This window comes from Vulcanococcus limneticus LL (assembly GCF_002252705.1).
Lineage (GTDB): Bacteria > Cyanobacteriota > Cyanobacteriia > PCC-6307 > Cyanobiaceae > Vulcanococcus > Vulcanococcus limneticus.
Genome location: NZ_NQLA01000007.1, coordinates 1 through 13,674, shown reverse-complemented (window position 1 = coordinate 13,674; position 13,674 = coordinate 1). Strand labels below are relative to the sequence as shown.

Annotated in this window: 15 protein-coding genes and 2 pseudogenes; 7 read left to right on the top strand and 10 right to left on the bottom strand. The window is 70.3% G+C overall.

All coding sequences use genetic code 11. The features are described from left to right. Window positions 1-3: 3 nt before the first annotated feature. On the bottom strand, window positions 4-705 hold the full coding sequence (tpiA, locus tag CJZ98_RS05320) for a triose-phosphate isomerase (protein WP_261348241.1): 702 nt from the start codon (window positions 703-705) through the stop codon (window positions 4-6). Between the two features lie 184 nt (window positions 706-889). Then, window positions 890-1,075, bottom strand: a complete 186-nt coding sequence (locus CJZ98_RS05315; protein WP_269798972.1) for an RNA-binding S4 domain-containing protein — start codon at window positions 1,073-1,075, stop codon at window positions 890-892. 44 nt (window positions 1,076-1,119) lie between these two features. On the opposite strand from CJZ98_RS05315, the gene CJZ98_RS05310 reads away from it, so the two are divergent. The 3 genes from CJZ98_RS05310 to CJZ98_RS05300 all read left to right on the top strand — a co-directional run bounded on the left by CJZ98_RS05310 (window position 1,120) and on the right by CJZ98_RS05300 (window position 3,551). After that, on the top strand, window positions 1,120-2,859 hold the full coding sequence (locus tag CJZ98_RS05310) for an ABC transporter ATP-binding protein (RefSeq protein ID WP_094589103.1): 1,740 nt from the start codon (window positions 1,120-1,122) through the stop codon (window positions 2,857-2,859). A gap of 93 nt (window positions 2,860-2,952) precedes the next feature. Beyond that, window positions 2,953-3,300 (top strand): hypothetical protein, encoded by a 348-nt coding sequence (locus CJZ98_RS05305; RefSeq protein WP_094589101.1) that lies wholly within the window; start codon window positions 2,953-2,955, stop codon window positions 3,298-3,300. A gap of 26 nt (window positions 3,301-3,326) precedes the next feature. After that, window positions 3,327-3,551: a DUF6447 family protein gene (locus CJZ98_RS05300; protein WP_094589099.1), complete on the top strand. Its 225-nt coding sequence runs from the start codon at window positions 3,327-3,329 to the stop codon at window positions 3,549-3,551. A gap of 35 nt (window positions 3,552-3,586) precedes the next feature. Here the strand turns inward: CJZ98_RS05300 and cysK are convergent, their stop codons facing one another. Continuing rightward, on the bottom strand, window positions 3,587-4,570 hold the full coding sequence (gene cysK, locus CJZ98_RS05295) for a cysteine synthase A (RefSeq protein ID WP_094589097.1): 984 nt from the start codon (window positions 4,568-4,570) through the stop codon (window positions 3,587-3,589). Between the two features lie 109 nt (window positions 4,571-4,679). On the opposite strand from cysK, the gene CJZ98_RS05290 reads away from it, so the two are divergent. After that, a complete protein-coding gene (locus tag CJZ98_RS05290) occupies window positions 4,680-5,183 on the top strand; it encodes an HdeD family acid-resistance protein (protein WP_094589095.1) in 504 nt (167 codons plus the stop codon). A 57-nt stretch (window positions 5,184-5,240) separates the two neighbouring features. Here CJZ98_RS05290 and CJZ98_RS05285 read toward each other — a convergent pair whose 3' ends face one another. From CJZ98_RS05285 to CJZ98_RS19330, 4 genes and pseudogenes are all read right to left on the bottom strand, one after another. Beyond that, window positions 5,241-6,626: a sensor histidine kinase gene (locus CJZ98_RS05285; RefSeq protein ID WP_094589093.1), complete on the bottom strand. Its 1,386-nt coding sequence runs from the start codon at window positions 6,624-6,626 to the stop codon at window positions 5,241-5,243. Further along, entirely contained in the window at window positions 6,623-7,303 is a 681-nt protein-coding gene (locus CJZ98_RS05280) for a response regulator transcription factor (protein ID WP_094589091.1), read from the bottom strand. Before CJZ98_RS05280 ends, CJZ98_RS05285 begins: the two co-directional genes overlap by 4 nt. A gap of 357 nt (window positions 7,304-7,660) precedes the next feature. Then, on the bottom strand, window positions 7,661-7,984 hold the full coding sequence (locus CJZ98_RS19015) for a hypothetical protein (RefSeq protein ID WP_232756244.1): 324 nt from the start codon (window positions 7,982-7,984) through the stop codon (window positions 7,661-7,663). A 349-nt stretch (window positions 7,985-8,333) separates the two neighbouring features. After that, window positions 8,334-8,579 (bottom strand): annotated as a pseudogene (locus tag CJZ98_RS19330) (cation-transporting P-type ATPase); the annotation flags it as partial. 262 nt (window positions 8,580-8,841) lie between these two features. Between CJZ98_RS19330 and CJZ98_RS05270 the strand changes: the two are divergent. From CJZ98_RS05270 to CJZ98_RS05260, 3 genes are read left to right on the top strand one after another with little or no spacing between them, the layout of a single operon-like run. Further along, on the top strand, window positions 8,842-9,843 hold the full coding sequence (locus CJZ98_RS05270) for an HlyD family secretion protein (RefSeq protein WP_232756229.1): 1,002 nt from the start codon (window positions 8,842-8,844) through the stop codon (window positions 9,841-9,843). Window position 9,844: 1 nt separating this feature from the next. Continuing rightward, on the top strand, window positions 9,845-11,407 hold the full coding sequence (locus CJZ98_RS05265; RefSeq protein ID WP_232756227.1) for a DHA2 family efflux MFS transporter permease subunit: 1,563 nt from the start codon (window positions 9,845-9,847) through the stop codon (window positions 11,405-11,407). After that, window positions 11,404-12,678: an FAD-dependent oxidoreductase gene (locus CJZ98_RS05260; protein ID WP_094589086.1), complete on the top strand. Its 1,275-nt coding sequence runs from the start codon at window positions 11,404-11,406 to the stop codon at window positions 12,676-12,678. Before CJZ98_RS05265 ends, CJZ98_RS05260 begins: the two co-directional genes overlap by 4 nt. Before the next feature lie 5 nt (window positions 12,679-12,683). Here CJZ98_RS05260 and CJZ98_RS05255 read toward each other — a convergent pair whose 3' ends face one another. The 3 genes and pseudogenes from CJZ98_RS05255 to CJZ98_RS05245 all read right to left on the bottom strand — a co-directional run. Next, the gene (locus CJZ98_RS05255) at window positions 12,684-12,962 is read right to left on the bottom strand and encodes a hypothetical protein (protein WP_094589084.1); all 279 of its coding nucleotides are present in this window, start codon (window positions 12,960-12,962) and stop codon (window positions 12,684-12,686) included. A 61-nt stretch (window positions 12,963-13,023) separates the two neighbouring features. Beyond that, a complete protein-coding gene (locus CJZ98_RS05250) occupies window positions 13,024-13,218 on the bottom strand; it encodes a CopG family transcriptional regulator (protein ID WP_094589082.1) in 195 nt (64 codons plus the stop codon). Between the two features lie 309 nt (window positions 13,219-13,527). Continuing rightward, window positions 13,528-13,674 (bottom strand): annotated as a pseudogene (locus CJZ98_RS05245) (IS5/IS1182 family transposase); the annotation flags it as partial.

The window sequence follows — 13,674 nt, the reverse complement described above, 5'->3', positions numbered from 1 at the left end:
CGCTCAGGCCGCCACCGGCACTTGGTAGTTGGCGATGCGGGCGAAGGTCTCGGGTTGCAGCGAGGCGCCGCCCACCAGCACGCCATCGATGTCGCTCTGGGCCATCAGCTGGTCGATGTTGCCCGGATTCACCGAGCCGCCATACTGGATCACCACCTCGGGATAGCCCACCCACTGGCGGATCAGGCCGCAGATGCGGTTGGCCTCTGCGGCCTCGCAGGTTTTGCCGGTGCCGATGGCCCAGATCGGCTCGTAGGCCACGATCAGCCGCGCGGGATCAAGGCCGTCGATGCCCTGCTCCACCTGGCGCTGGATCACCCGCTCGGCCTCGCCGCCCTCGCGCTGGGAGTCGCTCTCGCCCACACACAGGATCGGGATGAGGCCGGCCTTCTGGGCTGCCCGGGCCCGCAGGTTGATCTGCTCGTCCGTTTCGGAGAAGTATTTACGTGGCTCGCTGTGGCCCACGATCGCGTGGGTCACGCCATGCTCCAGCAGCATCGCCGCCGAGATCATGCCGGTGTAGGCGCCGGAGCCATCCCAGTGGACGTTCTGGGCGCTGACGCGGATGCCGGTGCCGGCCAGGGCGGCGCTGAGGGTGGCGATCGCGGTGAAGGGCGGGGCCAGCACCACCTCCCGGCCTACGGGCAGGTGGGCCACCAGGGGCTTGAAGGCGTCCGCGAAGGCCTGCGCTTCGGCGCAGGTCATGTGCATCTTCCAGTTGCCCGCGATGACCGACTTGCCCACGGCGTCCAGGGAAAAAACAGGCCCTTAACCTAAGGGTCGGCCTTCCATGGGCCTCGCCACCAGAAGTCCCGGGAGGACCACCAGGGCCGGGCTCGACCCCAGGCTGAACCCGCCTCCGCTGAGGACTGGGGGCCCTCGCGGGTCGTTAGGCCGCCGGTGGCACGGGGTGGGTCTGGCCGGCGATCTCCACCCGGTCGCCGGGCTTGAGCTTGCGGCCTCGGCGCGTCTCCTGGAAGCCGTTCACCCGCACCTCGCCCCCCTGGATGCGCTGCTTGGCCTCGCCGCCGGTGCCCACCAGTCCCTGGAACTTCAGGAACTGATCCAGCCGGATGGGTTCGGGAACGTCCGCCAAAACAGCGCTGATAGCTTGCCCCGATGCTCGCACCCCCATCGGCCGGCTTCCGGCGCCTGCTGCCGCTGTTGCAGCCCCATCGCCGCAGCCTGGTGGCCGGCTGGCTGTGCACCCTCGTGTTCGTGGTCTGCTGGCCGCTGCTCGCGTGGCTGGCGGGCCAGCTCATTCCCGCCATCGGCGCCGGCGACTTCAACCGGGTGCTGCGGGTCGTTGGCCTGGCCCTCTCGGTGTTCCTGCTGCAGAAGCTGGCCCAGTTTGGCCAGGACACGTTGCTGGCCGACCCTGCCCTGCAGGTGAGCCAGGAGCTGCGCCGCCGGCTGTTCGCCCGGCTGCAGCGGCTGGAGTTCGGCGCCCTGGAGAAGCTCTCCTCGGGCGATCTCACCTACCGCCTCACCGAGGACGCGGACCGTGTCGGCGAGGTGATCTACAAGACGATTCAGGACACCACCCCATCGGCCCTGCAGCTGCTGGTGGTGTTCGGCTACATGGTGTGGCTCGACTGGAAGCTGTCCGTCGGCACGCTGCTGCTGGCGCCGCTGGTGGCCGTGCTGGTGAGCCTGTTCGGGGCCCGGGTGATGGGCGCTGCGGAGCGCAGCCAGAAACAGGTGAGCGAGCTGGCCGCCCTGCTCGCCGAGGCGATCGGCGGTCTGCCGCTGGTGCGGGCCTTCGCGGCCGAGCCCTGGCTGCAGCGCCGCTTCGACACCGAGATCGACCTGCACCGCCGTGCCCGCTACCGCACCCAGCAGCTGCTGGCCCTGCAGTTCCCGGTGGTGGGCTTCCTGGAGGCGGCCGGCATCCTGGCGGTGCTGCTGATGGGCGCCGCGCGCATCCAGGCGGGCGAGCTCACGGGTCAGGGCTTCAGCAGCTACGTAGCGGCCCTGCTGATGCTGATTGACCCGATCAGCCACCTCACAACCAACTACAACGAGTTTCAGCAGGGCCAGGCCTCACTGCGGCGCCTGCGTCAGATCGAGCAGGAGCCCGTGGAGCCCCCCGATCGTGCCGATGCCCGGGCCCTCGGGCGGGTGCAGGGGGAGCTGGTGCTGGAGGGGGTGGCTTTCGGCTACGACCACGCCCAGCCGGTGCTGCAGGACCTCGACCTGTGCATCGAACCCGGCCAGGTGGTGGCCCTGGTGGGCCCTTCCGGCGCCGGCAAGAGCACCCTGTTTTCCCTGTTGCTGCGCTTCAACACCGCCCAGCGGGGCCGCATCCTGTTGGACGGCCAGGATCTGGCGGACCTGCGGGCCGCCGAACTCCGCCGGGCCGTGGCTCTGGTGCCCCAGCAGAGCAATGTGTTTTCCGGCACTGTGGCCGAGGCGATCGCCTTCGGCCGCGATGTGAGCCGCGAGCAGATCCGCGCCGCCGCCAGGTTGGCCAACGCCGATGGCTTCATCGAGGCCCTGCCAGGCGGCTACGACAGTCGCGTGGAGGAGCGGGGCAGCAATTTCTCCGGGGGTCAGCTGCAGCGCCTGGCCATTGCGCGCGCCGTGCTCGGGGATCCGGCGATCCTGCTGCTGGATGAGGCCACCAGCGCCCTCGATGCCGAGTCGGAGCAGGCGGTTCAGCGCGGGCTGGAGCAGGCCATGGACGGCCGCACCGTGCTGGTGATCGCCCACCGCCTCTCCACCGTGCAGGAGGCCGATCGGATCGTGGTGCTCGAGCAGGGCCGCATCGTGGATCAGGGCAGCCACGACCTGCTGATCGGCCGGCCCGGGCGCTACCGCGATCTGTGCGAGCGCCAGCTGATCCGTGGGGCCAGCTGAAGTGGAACGGCCCGGTCGCTGCTCGACGGCGTCAGCTGTGCCGGACCGATCGCTCTAGCCTGTTGCGCCAGGACGACAGCGACGGTGCGATCCATGGCGCAGTGGGAATACCGGGTGATCCACATCAACGTGGACAACAACAAGGCACCCCAACCGCCCGATCCCCAGGCGGCCAGCCAGAAACTGCACGGAGTGCTCAGTCCGGAGTTCATTGCCCGCGAGTTCCCGGAGCAGTACGGCACCGCAGCTGCCCAGGCTCCCAAGCATCCGGCCGAGCAGCTGCAGTTTTTCCTCAACCTGCTTGGAAAGGAGGGCTGGGAGATGGTGGAGGCCTCCCAGGTGGGGCAGTTGCTGATGTTCTTCTTCAAGCGGCCTCTGGTACCTATCCTGCCGGCGGCCAAGGTCACCACAGCTGCTGACACCACCCCAGGCCAGGCCTAGACTGAGCCGCGGACTCTCCAGCCCCCATGACCGACTCAGCCCAGCAACTCCCTGTACTCACCTTCGAGGGCAAGCGTTACGACCTCAACGGCTTGCCCGAGGAACTCAAGGAGCTGGTGCGGGGCCTGCAGGTGGCCGACACCCAGCTGCGGATCCATGAGGACACGCTCAAGGTGCTGGCCGTGGGCCGCCAGTCGCTGGCGGTGCAGCTCAACGAGCAGCTCAAGAGCGTCACCCCCCTGCCGGACTGAGCCGGTGGGGGGCGGCTGGCCTGCCGACCCAAGGCTCAGGCCGTGACCGGCAGGCCCCGCTCGTTGAAGATTCCCTCGAACAGCACCGAGCTGAGGTAGCGCTCACCGGAATCCGGCAGCACCACCACGATCGTCTTGCCGGCATAGGCGTCCTCATGGGCCAGGCGCACCGCCGCCACCGTGGCCGCACCACAGCTGATCCCCGCCAGGATCCCCTCCTCCTTGGTGAGCCGGCGTGCCATCGCCACGGCCTCCTCGTCGCTCACCTGCTCAACCCGGTCCACAAGGCCCAGATCCAGGTTGCCCGGCACGAAGCCCGCGCCGATGCCCTGGATCTTGTGGGGGCCCGGCTGGAGCGCCTGCCCGCCCTTGGTCTGGCTGATCACCGGGCTGTTCTTCGGCTCCACCGCCACGCTCACCAGGGGCTTGCCCAGGGTGGTCTTGATGTAGCGGCTCACCCCTGTGATCGTGCCGCCGGTGCCCACCCCTGAGACCAGCACATCCACCTGGCCATCGGTGTCGTTCCAGATCTCGGGGCCCGTGGTGTCGTGGTGGATCTGGGGGTTGGCCGGATTCACGAACTGCTGCAGCAGCACGTAGCGATCGGGATCAATGGCGGCGATCTCCTTGGCCCGGTTCACGGCGCCGGTCATGCCGAGACGGCCCTCGGTGAGTTCCAGCTTGGCGCCGTAGGCGGTGAGCAGCTTGCGCCGCTCCAGGCTCATCGTCTCCGGCATCGTGAGCGTCAGCGGGATCCCCTTGCTCGCTGCCACGAATGCCAGCGCGATCCCCGTGTTGCCGCTGGTGGGCTCGATGATCTCCTTGCCGTCCACCAGCAGGCCGTCGCGCTCGGCCGCCTGGATCATGGCCGCGCCGATGCGGCACTTCACCGAGTACGCAGGATTGCGGCCCTCCACCTTCGCCAGCACCTGCGCCTTCGCCCCGGCCGTCACCCGGTTGAGACGCACCAGGGGCGTCCTGCCGATCGTCAGGCTGTTGTCGCTGTAGATCGCGGCCATGAAAAGGGGCGGGTTCGAACTGCTCGCAGCCTAGGGATCGTCTGGAGTTCGGCCACCGCGGCTGGATACCTGGAACCCCCTTACGTTGGGTGTTGAGCGCCTTCTGCCCATGACCCCCAACACCCTGCGTTGGATCACTGCGGTGCTGCTGTTCATCAGCGCCGCCGCCGCCATCGCCCTGCCGTTCATTTCAGCGACGGCCCTAACCATCGCCATCGGCGCGGTCGCCATCGCCGCGGGCATCGCCCAGCTGCTGCGTCTGGGCCAGGCCGCCGATACCCGCAGCAGAATCTTCCGGGTGCTGGCCGGCGCGCTCTACCTGGTGGGTGGCCTGTGGATCCTGGTCCACCCGGTGGAGAGCGAAATCAGCCTCACCTTGTTTACCGGCCTGTTGCTGGTGGGTGAAGGGGTGATGGAACTGGCCGGTGCCGCCGCCAGCAGTGCCCCGGCCCGGGGCCTGGTGATCGCCGATGGGCTGATCACCGCCCTGCTGGGTGGCCTGCTCGTGGCCGAGTGGCCCAGCGACAGCCTCTGGGCCGTCGGCACCCTGTTCGGCGTGTCGCTGTTCTTCTCAGCGGTGAACCTGCTCAGTGCACCGGCTCCGCAGGCCTGAGCCCCAGAGCCCAGCGCCGGCACGGCCTGGCTGACCCTCGTCCTCCCTTCTCTGCCCTCAGCTCTGCAGGGGGAGTTCCACACGAAAGCAGCTCCCCTCCCCGGGACGGCTGGCCACCCGGATCGAGCCGCCGTGGGCGGCGCAGATCCGCGCTGCGATCGCCAGTCCCAGGCCCGTGCCGCCGCGCCCCCGCTCAGCACTGGCCCGCCAGAAGCGGTCGAACACCCGTGGAAGCTCCTCGGCGCTGAGGCCCACCCCAGCATCGGTCACCGCCAGGCAGGCCAGGCCTCCCCGGCCCTCAAGGGCGACGCCGATGGCTCCACCGCGCGGGGTGTAGCGCTGGGCATTGTCGAGCAGGTTGCGCACCAGCCGCTGCAGCAGCGCTGCCTGGCCCAGCACCGTGAGGCCGGGCTCGATGGCCAAGGCCAGGGGATGGTCGGCCAGGGCCAGGCCATCGCGGTGCAGGTCCAACTGCTGCTCGACCAGGCGCGAGAAGTCGAGCGGTCGCGGATCCTCCAGGCGCTGCTCATCCTGGCGGGCCAGCAGCAGGAGGTCGTCCACCAGTTGCTGCATCTGTTCGGTGGCGCTGGCGATCGCCTCGAAGCGCCGCCGCTGGGGATCCGGCAGCCGCATGGTGCCTGGAAGGACGGCCGGGGATGGCCTGCTGGGGAGGGGCGCCTCACAGTCGAGCAGTCCCATCTCGGCGTTGGCGGCCAGGGCTGCCAGGGGGCCACGCAGTTCATGGGAGGCGTCCATGCTGAACTGGCGCAGCCGCGCCAGGCTGCGCTCCAAGGGCTGGACCGCCCGCCGCGTCAGCAACCAGGAGCAGACCCCGCTGAGCAGCAGGGCCAGCAGAACCGCCAGGGCCAGGGCCAGATCCAGCTGGCGCAGCCGCTTCTCCAGGGGCTCCAGGCCTGCGCTGATCCGCAGCCACACCCCGCGGCTGCCGGGGGCATCGACCGGTCGCACCAGGGCCAGCCAGCCCGGACCCTCCTGCCAGTAGAAGCGGCGGCCCGGCAGCCGAGGCGGCAGCTTGCCGAGGTTGCGCACCTCTCCCAGCCGCGACACTGGACCCACGTGGCCTTGACCCTGGCTGGTCTCGAGGAACCACTCCACCTGCTGGTGGGCGGTGGTGAAGTCCTTGTGGCTCTCCTGCAGGTGCCGCTCGCTGCCGCGGTCCGGCAGCGGCAGGCTCGCCAGGTCTTCACCGATCAGGCTGAGCTGGCCACGCAGGTGCGAGAGCTCCGCTTCCCGCGACACCGCCCGCACCACGGCCGCCACGACCAACAGCAGGGCCGCCAGGCTGCCCAGGTAGAGCAGGAACAGTTCGACCTGCTGGCGCCGCAGGCTGCGGGCCGGATGGCCCGTTCGCTGCTCGTGCCTCAGCCAGGCCGGGTTGCGCCGAGGCAGGGCGAGCCAGGCGGGAAGCGACCACAACCTCATGGTTGGCGTGCCACCAGGCGGTAGCCCAGGCCGTGGACCGTTTCGATCGGATCGTCGCTGCCGGCCGCCCGGACCTTGCGGCGCAGGTTGTTGAGGTGGGTCTTGACGGTGTCTTCCCCTGCCCCCACATCCATTGGCCAGAGCTGATCGAGCAGCTGGCCGCGGTTGAAGAGCTGGCCTGGATGCCGGAGGAACCACTCCAGCAGTTGCAGCTCCTTGGCGGTGAAACTGAGCTCGTGATCCCCGAGGCTGACCTTGGCCCCGATCGGATCGAGTCGCAGCTCCCCCCACTGCAGCTGGGCGGGCCGGTAGGGACGTTCGCTGCGACGCTCCAGGGTGCGGATGCGGGCCGCCAGTTCCACCATCCGGAAAGGCTTCACCAGGTAGTCGTCGGCGCCGCCCTGCAGGCCGGCCACCACATCGCTGACGGCATCGCGGGCCGTGAGCATCAGCACCAGGGTGTCGTGGCCCCGCCGCCGCAGTTCCTGCACGATCGACAGGCCATCGCGCCCGGGCAACATCCAGTCGAGCAGGGCCAGGTCGTAGGACCCGGTGAGCAGGGCTTCGAGGGCGCGGTTGCCGTTGGACTCCCAGGTGACCTGGTGCTGGTCACGGCTGAGGTAGTCCACCAGCGGCTCGGCCAGGCGGGCATCGTCTTCAGCGAACAGGATGCGCATCGCGATCGGGATGGGCCTGGGGGAGGCAGGGACCGGGGAGGCGGATGGCCCGGATGCGGCCCTCGTCATCGTGGTCCACCGCGCAGATCCAGGCGTGGCGGGCGCGGAACAGGTCCCCCTCCGGCAGGCCGAAGGCCTCAGCGAGCTGCTGGCGGGGCAGCCTCCAGACCGATGATCAGCACCCCTGGATGGTGAGCGCCCCTAGCAGCCAGCCCGTGCAACCCCAGGTGCCCGCCTTCACCGGCCGCTGGGGGATTCCATGGTGCCAGCCCAAGCCCCGGCGCCGTCCTGGATCAACGCCCTGTGGAGCGGTTTGGGCTTGGCCTGCTGGGCGATCGGCGGGGCGAGAGTCATGGGTCAACAGACAGGAGTGGAGCTCGGACCAGACGGGCTGAGGAACGGATGGTGCCCGCGCCAGCGGGGCGGGCACCAGGCCAGAAATCGGTAAAGCTGGCGGGCCTCATACCAATGGACTCCCCCCCTCCACAGCGGAGGTCGATCCAGCCGGCAGGCCCCAGACATGGGGCGATCGAGCCAGAAGATCACCGCGAACTGCAGCAGGAACACCAGCGACAGGACCAGGGCGGGACCGTGCAGGGAGGCGGGTGAAGGCATGGCGGCCGGCTCGGCATGGCGGCCCAGGTGCCCCAGCAACTGGATCAGCTGCAGCAGGGCCGCCACCAGGGCGACGAGTCGGGCAGCTGGTCGGGGTGAATGGTCCCGCCAGCCCCGAACTGCGGGGCGGCTGCGGGAAGCGGGACGTGGGTGGCGCAGGTGACTCAGGAGGTGGAGGGCGATCGGCTGCTGGACCGACTCGACCCGCGCCTGTGGCCTGTTCCGCTCCAACCTCGAGCTGGACCGCTTCGGCGCCGGCGAGGCGTAGAACCAGCGTTTCACCAGCTCGGCCCCCCCCCCCCCCCCCCCGGGCGGCACTCCGCTCCTGCCAGAAGCCCAGCAGACCGCTCATCAGCACGATCGCCAAGATGATCAGGGCGTCGGTGAGGGAGTCGAGCAGCAGCGAGAGCAGCGCCGCCCCGAGCAGGATCAGGATGATCGGACTGGTGAACTGGCGCGACAGCAGCGCCACCCCAGCAGGCCCACCCGCCAGCCGCAGGCTGTTGGGGCCGTGGCGAGCCAGTCGCGCCCGGGCCGTGGCGCCCTGGAGGCCGCCGGCGCCACTCACCAGCTCCTGCAGCAGCTGGGGCGCCGGCTCGCTCCACCAGGCCCAGCCGCTGGCGTCCTGGGGACGCTGCCCTGGAGCCGAGGTGGTCCTCACGGTGGATGGCCCGGAACCCTAGCGCTAGGTGACTTGGCGAACTCTGACCGCGGAGGCGGTCCCTGCTTGCGAGACTGATGGATTGCAGGCCTTGGGGATGGGCGGCGCTCCGAAGCTCAAGGCTCAGACGGTCAGCACGGAGCAAGACGGCGTGAGGCCAGCCGGCCTGCAGCAGGACGACAGGCCCAAGCCTGCCGTCCGCAGGCTCGGCAGAGTCCAGCTCGCCGGCTTCAGGCCTGGTAAGGCCAGCGCAACCGCCGCAGTGATCGTCGCCCTGGGGGGCGGCGCCATCTGGCTCGGGGCCAACTGGGGCGTGGAGCAGACCGACAACGCCCAGCTACAGGCCCATCTGCACCGAATCTCCAGCCGCATCCCCGGCAGCGTGGCCCAGGTGCTGGTTGAGGCCCACCAGGCCGTAAGGCCCGGCCAGCCCCTGCTGCGGCTCGACCCCCGCGATCAGCGCATGGCCCTGGCCAAGGCCGAGGCGGATCTGGTGGCAGCCCGACGCAAGGCGGATGCCGCCCTGGTGACCGTGAGTGCCGACCGCAGCGACGCCCTCGCCAGTGCCGAGCAGGCCCAGGGCGCCCAGCTGGAGGCCCGGGCCGAGCTGCAGCGCACCGCCTCCGACCTGCGCCGCGTCGAATCGCTCTACCGCCAAGGCGCAGCCTCCCAGCAGCAGGTGGAACTGACCCGCAGCCAGGTGCAGCAGGCCCTGGGCCGCGTGAGTCGCAGCAGCGGCAATCGCGCCAGCGCCCAGGCCGACACCGCCACGATCCAGGTGGACCGCAGCAAGGCCGCCGCCGCCCGCGCCGAGGTGCTCCAGGCCGAGGCCGCGTTGGCGGCGGTCCGGCTGCAGCTGGCCTACACCACGGTCACGGCGCCGGGCGCCGCCGTGGTGGGCCAACGGGATGTGGAGGTCGGTCAGGGGGTGTTGCCGGGCCAGGGCCTGATGACCCTGGTGGGCGAGCAGGTGTGGGTGGAGGCCAACTTCAAGGAGACCCAGGTGGCCAGGATGCAGGTGCGCGACCGGGCCGAGGTTCGCTTCGACGGCCTGCCCGGCGTGGCCTTCCGCGGCGTGGTGAGCAGCCTGGCGCCGGCCTCCGGCTCGCGCTTCGCCCTGCTGCCGCCCGACAACGCCACCGGCAACTTCACGAAGGTGGTGCAGCGGGTGACCGTGCGGATTGAGCTGGAACCTGAGCAGGTGCGCCCCTTCCGCTCCCGGCTGCGGCCCGGACTGTCAGCCACCGTGCGAGTGCACACCTGAGGTGGCCGCCAGCCGCACGCCCCTGAGCCCCGCGGACTGGGCGATCATCGCCACCGCCTCGCTCGGGGCCTTCCTGGAGGTGCTCGACACGAGCATCGTCAACGTGGCCGTGACCGCGATCCAGTCGCAGCTGGGGGCCACCCTGGCGGAGGTGGGCTGGGTGGTGACCGGCTATGGCATCGCCAATGTGGTGATCCTGCCGCTCACCGCCTTCCTGGCCAACGGCTATGGCCGCCGCGGCTACTTCGTGTTCTCCCTGGCCGGCTTCACCGCCGCCTCCGTGCTGTGCGGGCTGGCGCCGACCCTGCCCTGGCTCGTGGCCGGGCGGATCATCCAGGGGCTGCTGGGGGGCGGCCTGCTCGCCAAGGCCCAGGCCATCCTGTTCGAGACCGTGCCGAAGGATCGCCAGGGCTTCGCCCAGGCCATCTTCGGGCTGGGGATCATCACCGGCCCGGCCCTGGGCCCCACCCTGGGGGGCTTCCTCACCGACCTGCTGAGCTGGCGGTGGATCTTCCTGATCAACCTGCCCTTCGGCATCCTGGCGGTGCTGCTGGCCCTGCGGGCGCTGCCGCCGGATGAGCCGAAGCCACCACCGGTGCTGGCAACGGTCGACTGGTTGGGCATCGCCCTGCTCACCCTGTCGCTGGGCTCACTGCAGGTGCTGCTGGAGCAGGGGGAGCAATACGGCTGGTTCGAGGACCAGGGCATCGTTCTCCTGGCCCTGGTGTGCGCTATCACCCTGCCGGCCTTCGTGGCCTGGGAGCTGAACCATCCGCAGCCGGCGGTGGACCTGCGGGTGCTGCGCCACCGAAGCCTGGCGGCCGGCTGCGTGCTCTCACTTGTGGTGGGGGTGGGGCTCTACGGCACGGTGTTCCTGGTGCCCATCTACGCCCAGGGGCTGCTGCAGTACACCGCCATCCAGACGGGTCTGCTGGTGCTGCCCAGTGCTCTCGCCAGCGGCGCCACCATGCTGCTGCTCAGCCAGCGGGTGCAGCAGCTGGATCCGCGGCGGGTGATCGCCGGCGGCAGCGTGATGCTGTCGCTGGTGATGGTGAGCCTGGCCTCGATCAACCCAGACAGTGGCGGTGATGCCCTGTTCTGGCCGCTGATCTTCCGCGGCGTGGGCACGGTGCTGATGTTCTTGCCCCTGAGCCTCGCGGCCCTGGGGGACCTGGCGCCGGAGGAGATCAACGGCGGCAGCGCCTTCTATAACCTCACCCGCCAGCTGGGGGGCAGCCTGGGCATCGCCCTGCTCACCTCCCTGCTCGCCCATGGCCACGACCAGCACCGCGCCGCCCTCACCGAGGCGGCAGGCTCCCTGGGGGTGCCGCTGCAGGAGCGGCTGGAGGGACTGCGGCGGCTGCTTGAGAGCCGCGGGGTGGATCCTCAGCTGGCAGGCCGCCAGGCCCTGGAGCTGATCGATCGAGAGGTGGATCGCCAGGCCGCGCTGCTGGCCTACGACGACCTGTTCAAGCTGCTGGCCCTGATGTTCCTGGCGGCAATCCCGCTGGTGCTGTTGCTGCGTCGTCCCCGCTCTGTCCTCTCCGAGGGAGGGGCGCGATGAGCCGGGGCGACGTGGTGGTCGTTGGGGCGGGACCGGCCGGCAGCACCCTGGCCCTGCAGCTGGCCCGCGCCGGTGTGCCCGTGACCCTGGTGGAGGCCCGCGCCGGCTTTGCCCGCCAGTTCCGCGGCGATGCCCTGATGCCCTCGGGCCTGGAGGCCCTGGCCCGCATGGGCCTCTGGGATCTGTTCGAGCGCCTGCCACGCCAGCCACTCCATGGCTGGAGCATCCGGGTGGAGGGCCGCGAGCTGTTCCGGGTGGCCGAGCCCCTGGGCTCGCTGCAGCCCTGCACCCTCGTGCGCCAGCAGGACCTGCTGGAGGCGGTACTCGCCGAGGCCCAGCGACTGCCGGGGTTGCAGTGGCGCTCCGGCGTGGCGGTCACGGGTCTGTTGCGAGAAGGCGGGCGGGTGGTGGGGGTACGCCTGGCGGATGGTGAGGAACTGCCGGCCGCGCTGGTGGTGGCGGCCGATGGACGTGACTCACAGCTGCGTCAGCAGGCCGGCCTGGCCCTGCACCGGCCCGCGGCGCCGATCGATGTGCTTTGGTTCCGGCTGCCGGGCCACCCCCTGCTCGAGCGCCGCAACGACTTCCTCACGCTGGTGGCCGGCGGTGCCATTGCCAGCGCCTTCGCCGGCGCTGATCGCCAGCTGCAGATCGGCTGGGTTGTGGCCCCGGGAGAGCCGCAGCCCCAGCTGGAAGCGGCGGCCTGGTGCGAGCGGTTTGCGGCTCTGTCGCCCCCCTGGTTGGCGGAGCACTGCCGCAGATCGGCGCTGGCGCTGCAGGGCCCCCTGCGCCTGAGGGTTCAGGTGGGCCTGGCGCCACGCTGGTGGCAGCCCGGGCTGCTGCTGCTCGGGGATGCGGCCCACCCGATGAGTCCGGTACGGGCCCAGGGCGTCAACATGGCCCTGCGCGACAGCCTGGTGGCGGCGGACGCGCTGATCCCGCTCTGGCACGCCCCCGGAGGAGCCGGAGCCGCCGGCCCCGCCCCTGTCCGGGAGCTTCTCGATCGGGCCCTGGCGGCGATCCAGGCGCGCCGCGACCCCGAGATCCGGCACATGCAGAAGCTGCAAGCGGCGGAAGCCCGCCAGGGCCGGCTGATCGCTCACAACGCCCTGCTGCGCCACCTTCTGGCTGCGGGCGCACCCATGCTGGGACCGCTGGCCAAGGCGAGTTGGCTGAGGCGCCAGCGCCCCCTGCGGGAGGGCCTGGCTGGGTCGCTGGCGGGATCACCGCTCAAGGAACGGCCGATCGATTGGCAGCCCGAATTCCCCTGAACCGCTCAGCTGCCGCTGAGCAGCTTGGCGGGAACGTCCACCGTGAGCACGCTGGGATCCTCGGGTGGGGTGCCCTCGGGATCGTCCACGAGCATGTGCTGCAGCACCCGCTCGGGCCGTTCGCTGTCGCGCCAGCGGATCACGTAGGCGGGCATGCGGGTGCCGCGGGTGGTGCGCTGTTCGGCCGGCGCCAGGATCCAGCCGCGCCGGGAGCGGCCGTTGGGGTTGCGCTTGATCACGCTGTCGCCGATCTGGTAGCGGTGGCCGATGCGATCGCCGCTCATGGGCTGGTGTGCAAGGGGATGGGTGGTCTGGGCCGAGGAGGGCAAGGGCCCCGCTGGCCGGCTAATCCGGCAGGTCCTCGCCCAGCACCTGGTCGCGCCAGTCGGCACCCAGGCGCTCTTCGATGAAGCTGCGGATGAGCTGGCGCACGGCCTGGGAGGGGGTGATGTCCTCGCGGCGGCACAGCTCCTCGAAACAGGCCTTCTTCTTCGGGTCGATCAGGACGCTCAGGCGAGCGGTCCTCTCTTCACTCGGCACGGGCGCAGAAATCTGGGGGAACCCTCGCGGGACCGGTACGGAACATGCAGCTCGTATCCCTTCTGTCTTCAGGTGGATTCAAATAATATCAGATACGTTAGTAGTGAGCTGTTGGCCCGACTGCCAGAGCCGTGGATCTAGGAGGCTGCTGAAATAGCCGCCCAGACCCGCGCCGCATTGCTGTTGCCGCTCCTGCCGTGGCCGGTACCTGTCATCTGGGGCTCTTGATCAGCAATTCGGGGGCGCCTTCTGGCATCCGCTGCTCTTGTTGAGCACGGCATCGGCCCCAATCGCCCCTCTCGGCCGATGTCATGCCATGGCCTCCTGTGGGCTGAGCAGCTTGGCCAGGCGGATCAGGCTGTAGGCCACCACATGCAACCGGAACACCGCTCCGACCCGGGTGCGGCCTCTGGCCTTGAGCTGCCGCAACCCGGCGGCCTGTTTGATCCAGCCGTA

Bases quoted from the DNA above. Each gene is read 5' to 3' on its own strand.
- tpiA (WP_261348241.1), bottom strand. From the start codon at position 705: ATGACCTGCGCCGAAGCGCAGGCCTTCGCGGACGCCTTCAAGCCCCTG.
- CJZ98_RS05310 (WP_094589103.1), top strand. From the start codon at position 1,120: ATGCTCGCACCCCCATCGGCCGGCTTCCGGCGCCTGCTGCCGCTGTTG.
- CJZ98_RS05305 (WP_094589101.1), top strand. From the start codon at position 2,953: ATGGCGCAGTGGGAATACCGGGTGATCCACATCAACGTGGACAACAAC.
- CJZ98_RS05300 (WP_094589099.1), top strand. From the start codon at position 3,327: ATGACCGACTCAGCCCAGCAACTCCCTGTACTCACCTTCGAGGGCAAG.
- cysK (WP_094589097.1), bottom strand. From the start codon at position 4,570: ATGGCCGCGATCTACAGCGACAACAGCCTGACGATCGGCAGGACGCCC.
- CJZ98_RS05290 (WP_094589095.1), top strand. From the start codon at position 4,680: ATGACCCCCAACACCCTGCGTTGGATCACTGCGGTGCTGCTGTTCATC.
- CJZ98_RS05285 (WP_094589093.1), bottom strand. From the start codon at position 6,626: ATGAGGTTGTGGTCGCTTCCCGCCTGGCTCGCCCTGCCTCGGCGCAAC.
- CJZ98_RS05280 (WP_094589091.1), bottom strand. From the start codon at position 7,303: ATGCGCATCCTGTTCGCTGAAGACGATGCCCGCCTGGCCGAGCCGCTG.
- CJZ98_RS05260 (WP_094589086.1), top strand. From the start codon at position 11,404: ATGAGCCGGGGCGACGTGGTGGTCGTTGGGGCGGGACCGGCCGGCAGC.
- CJZ98_RS05255 (WP_094589084.1), bottom strand. From the start codon at position 12,962: ATGAGCGGCGATCGCATCGGCCACCGCTACCAGATCGGCGACAGCGTG.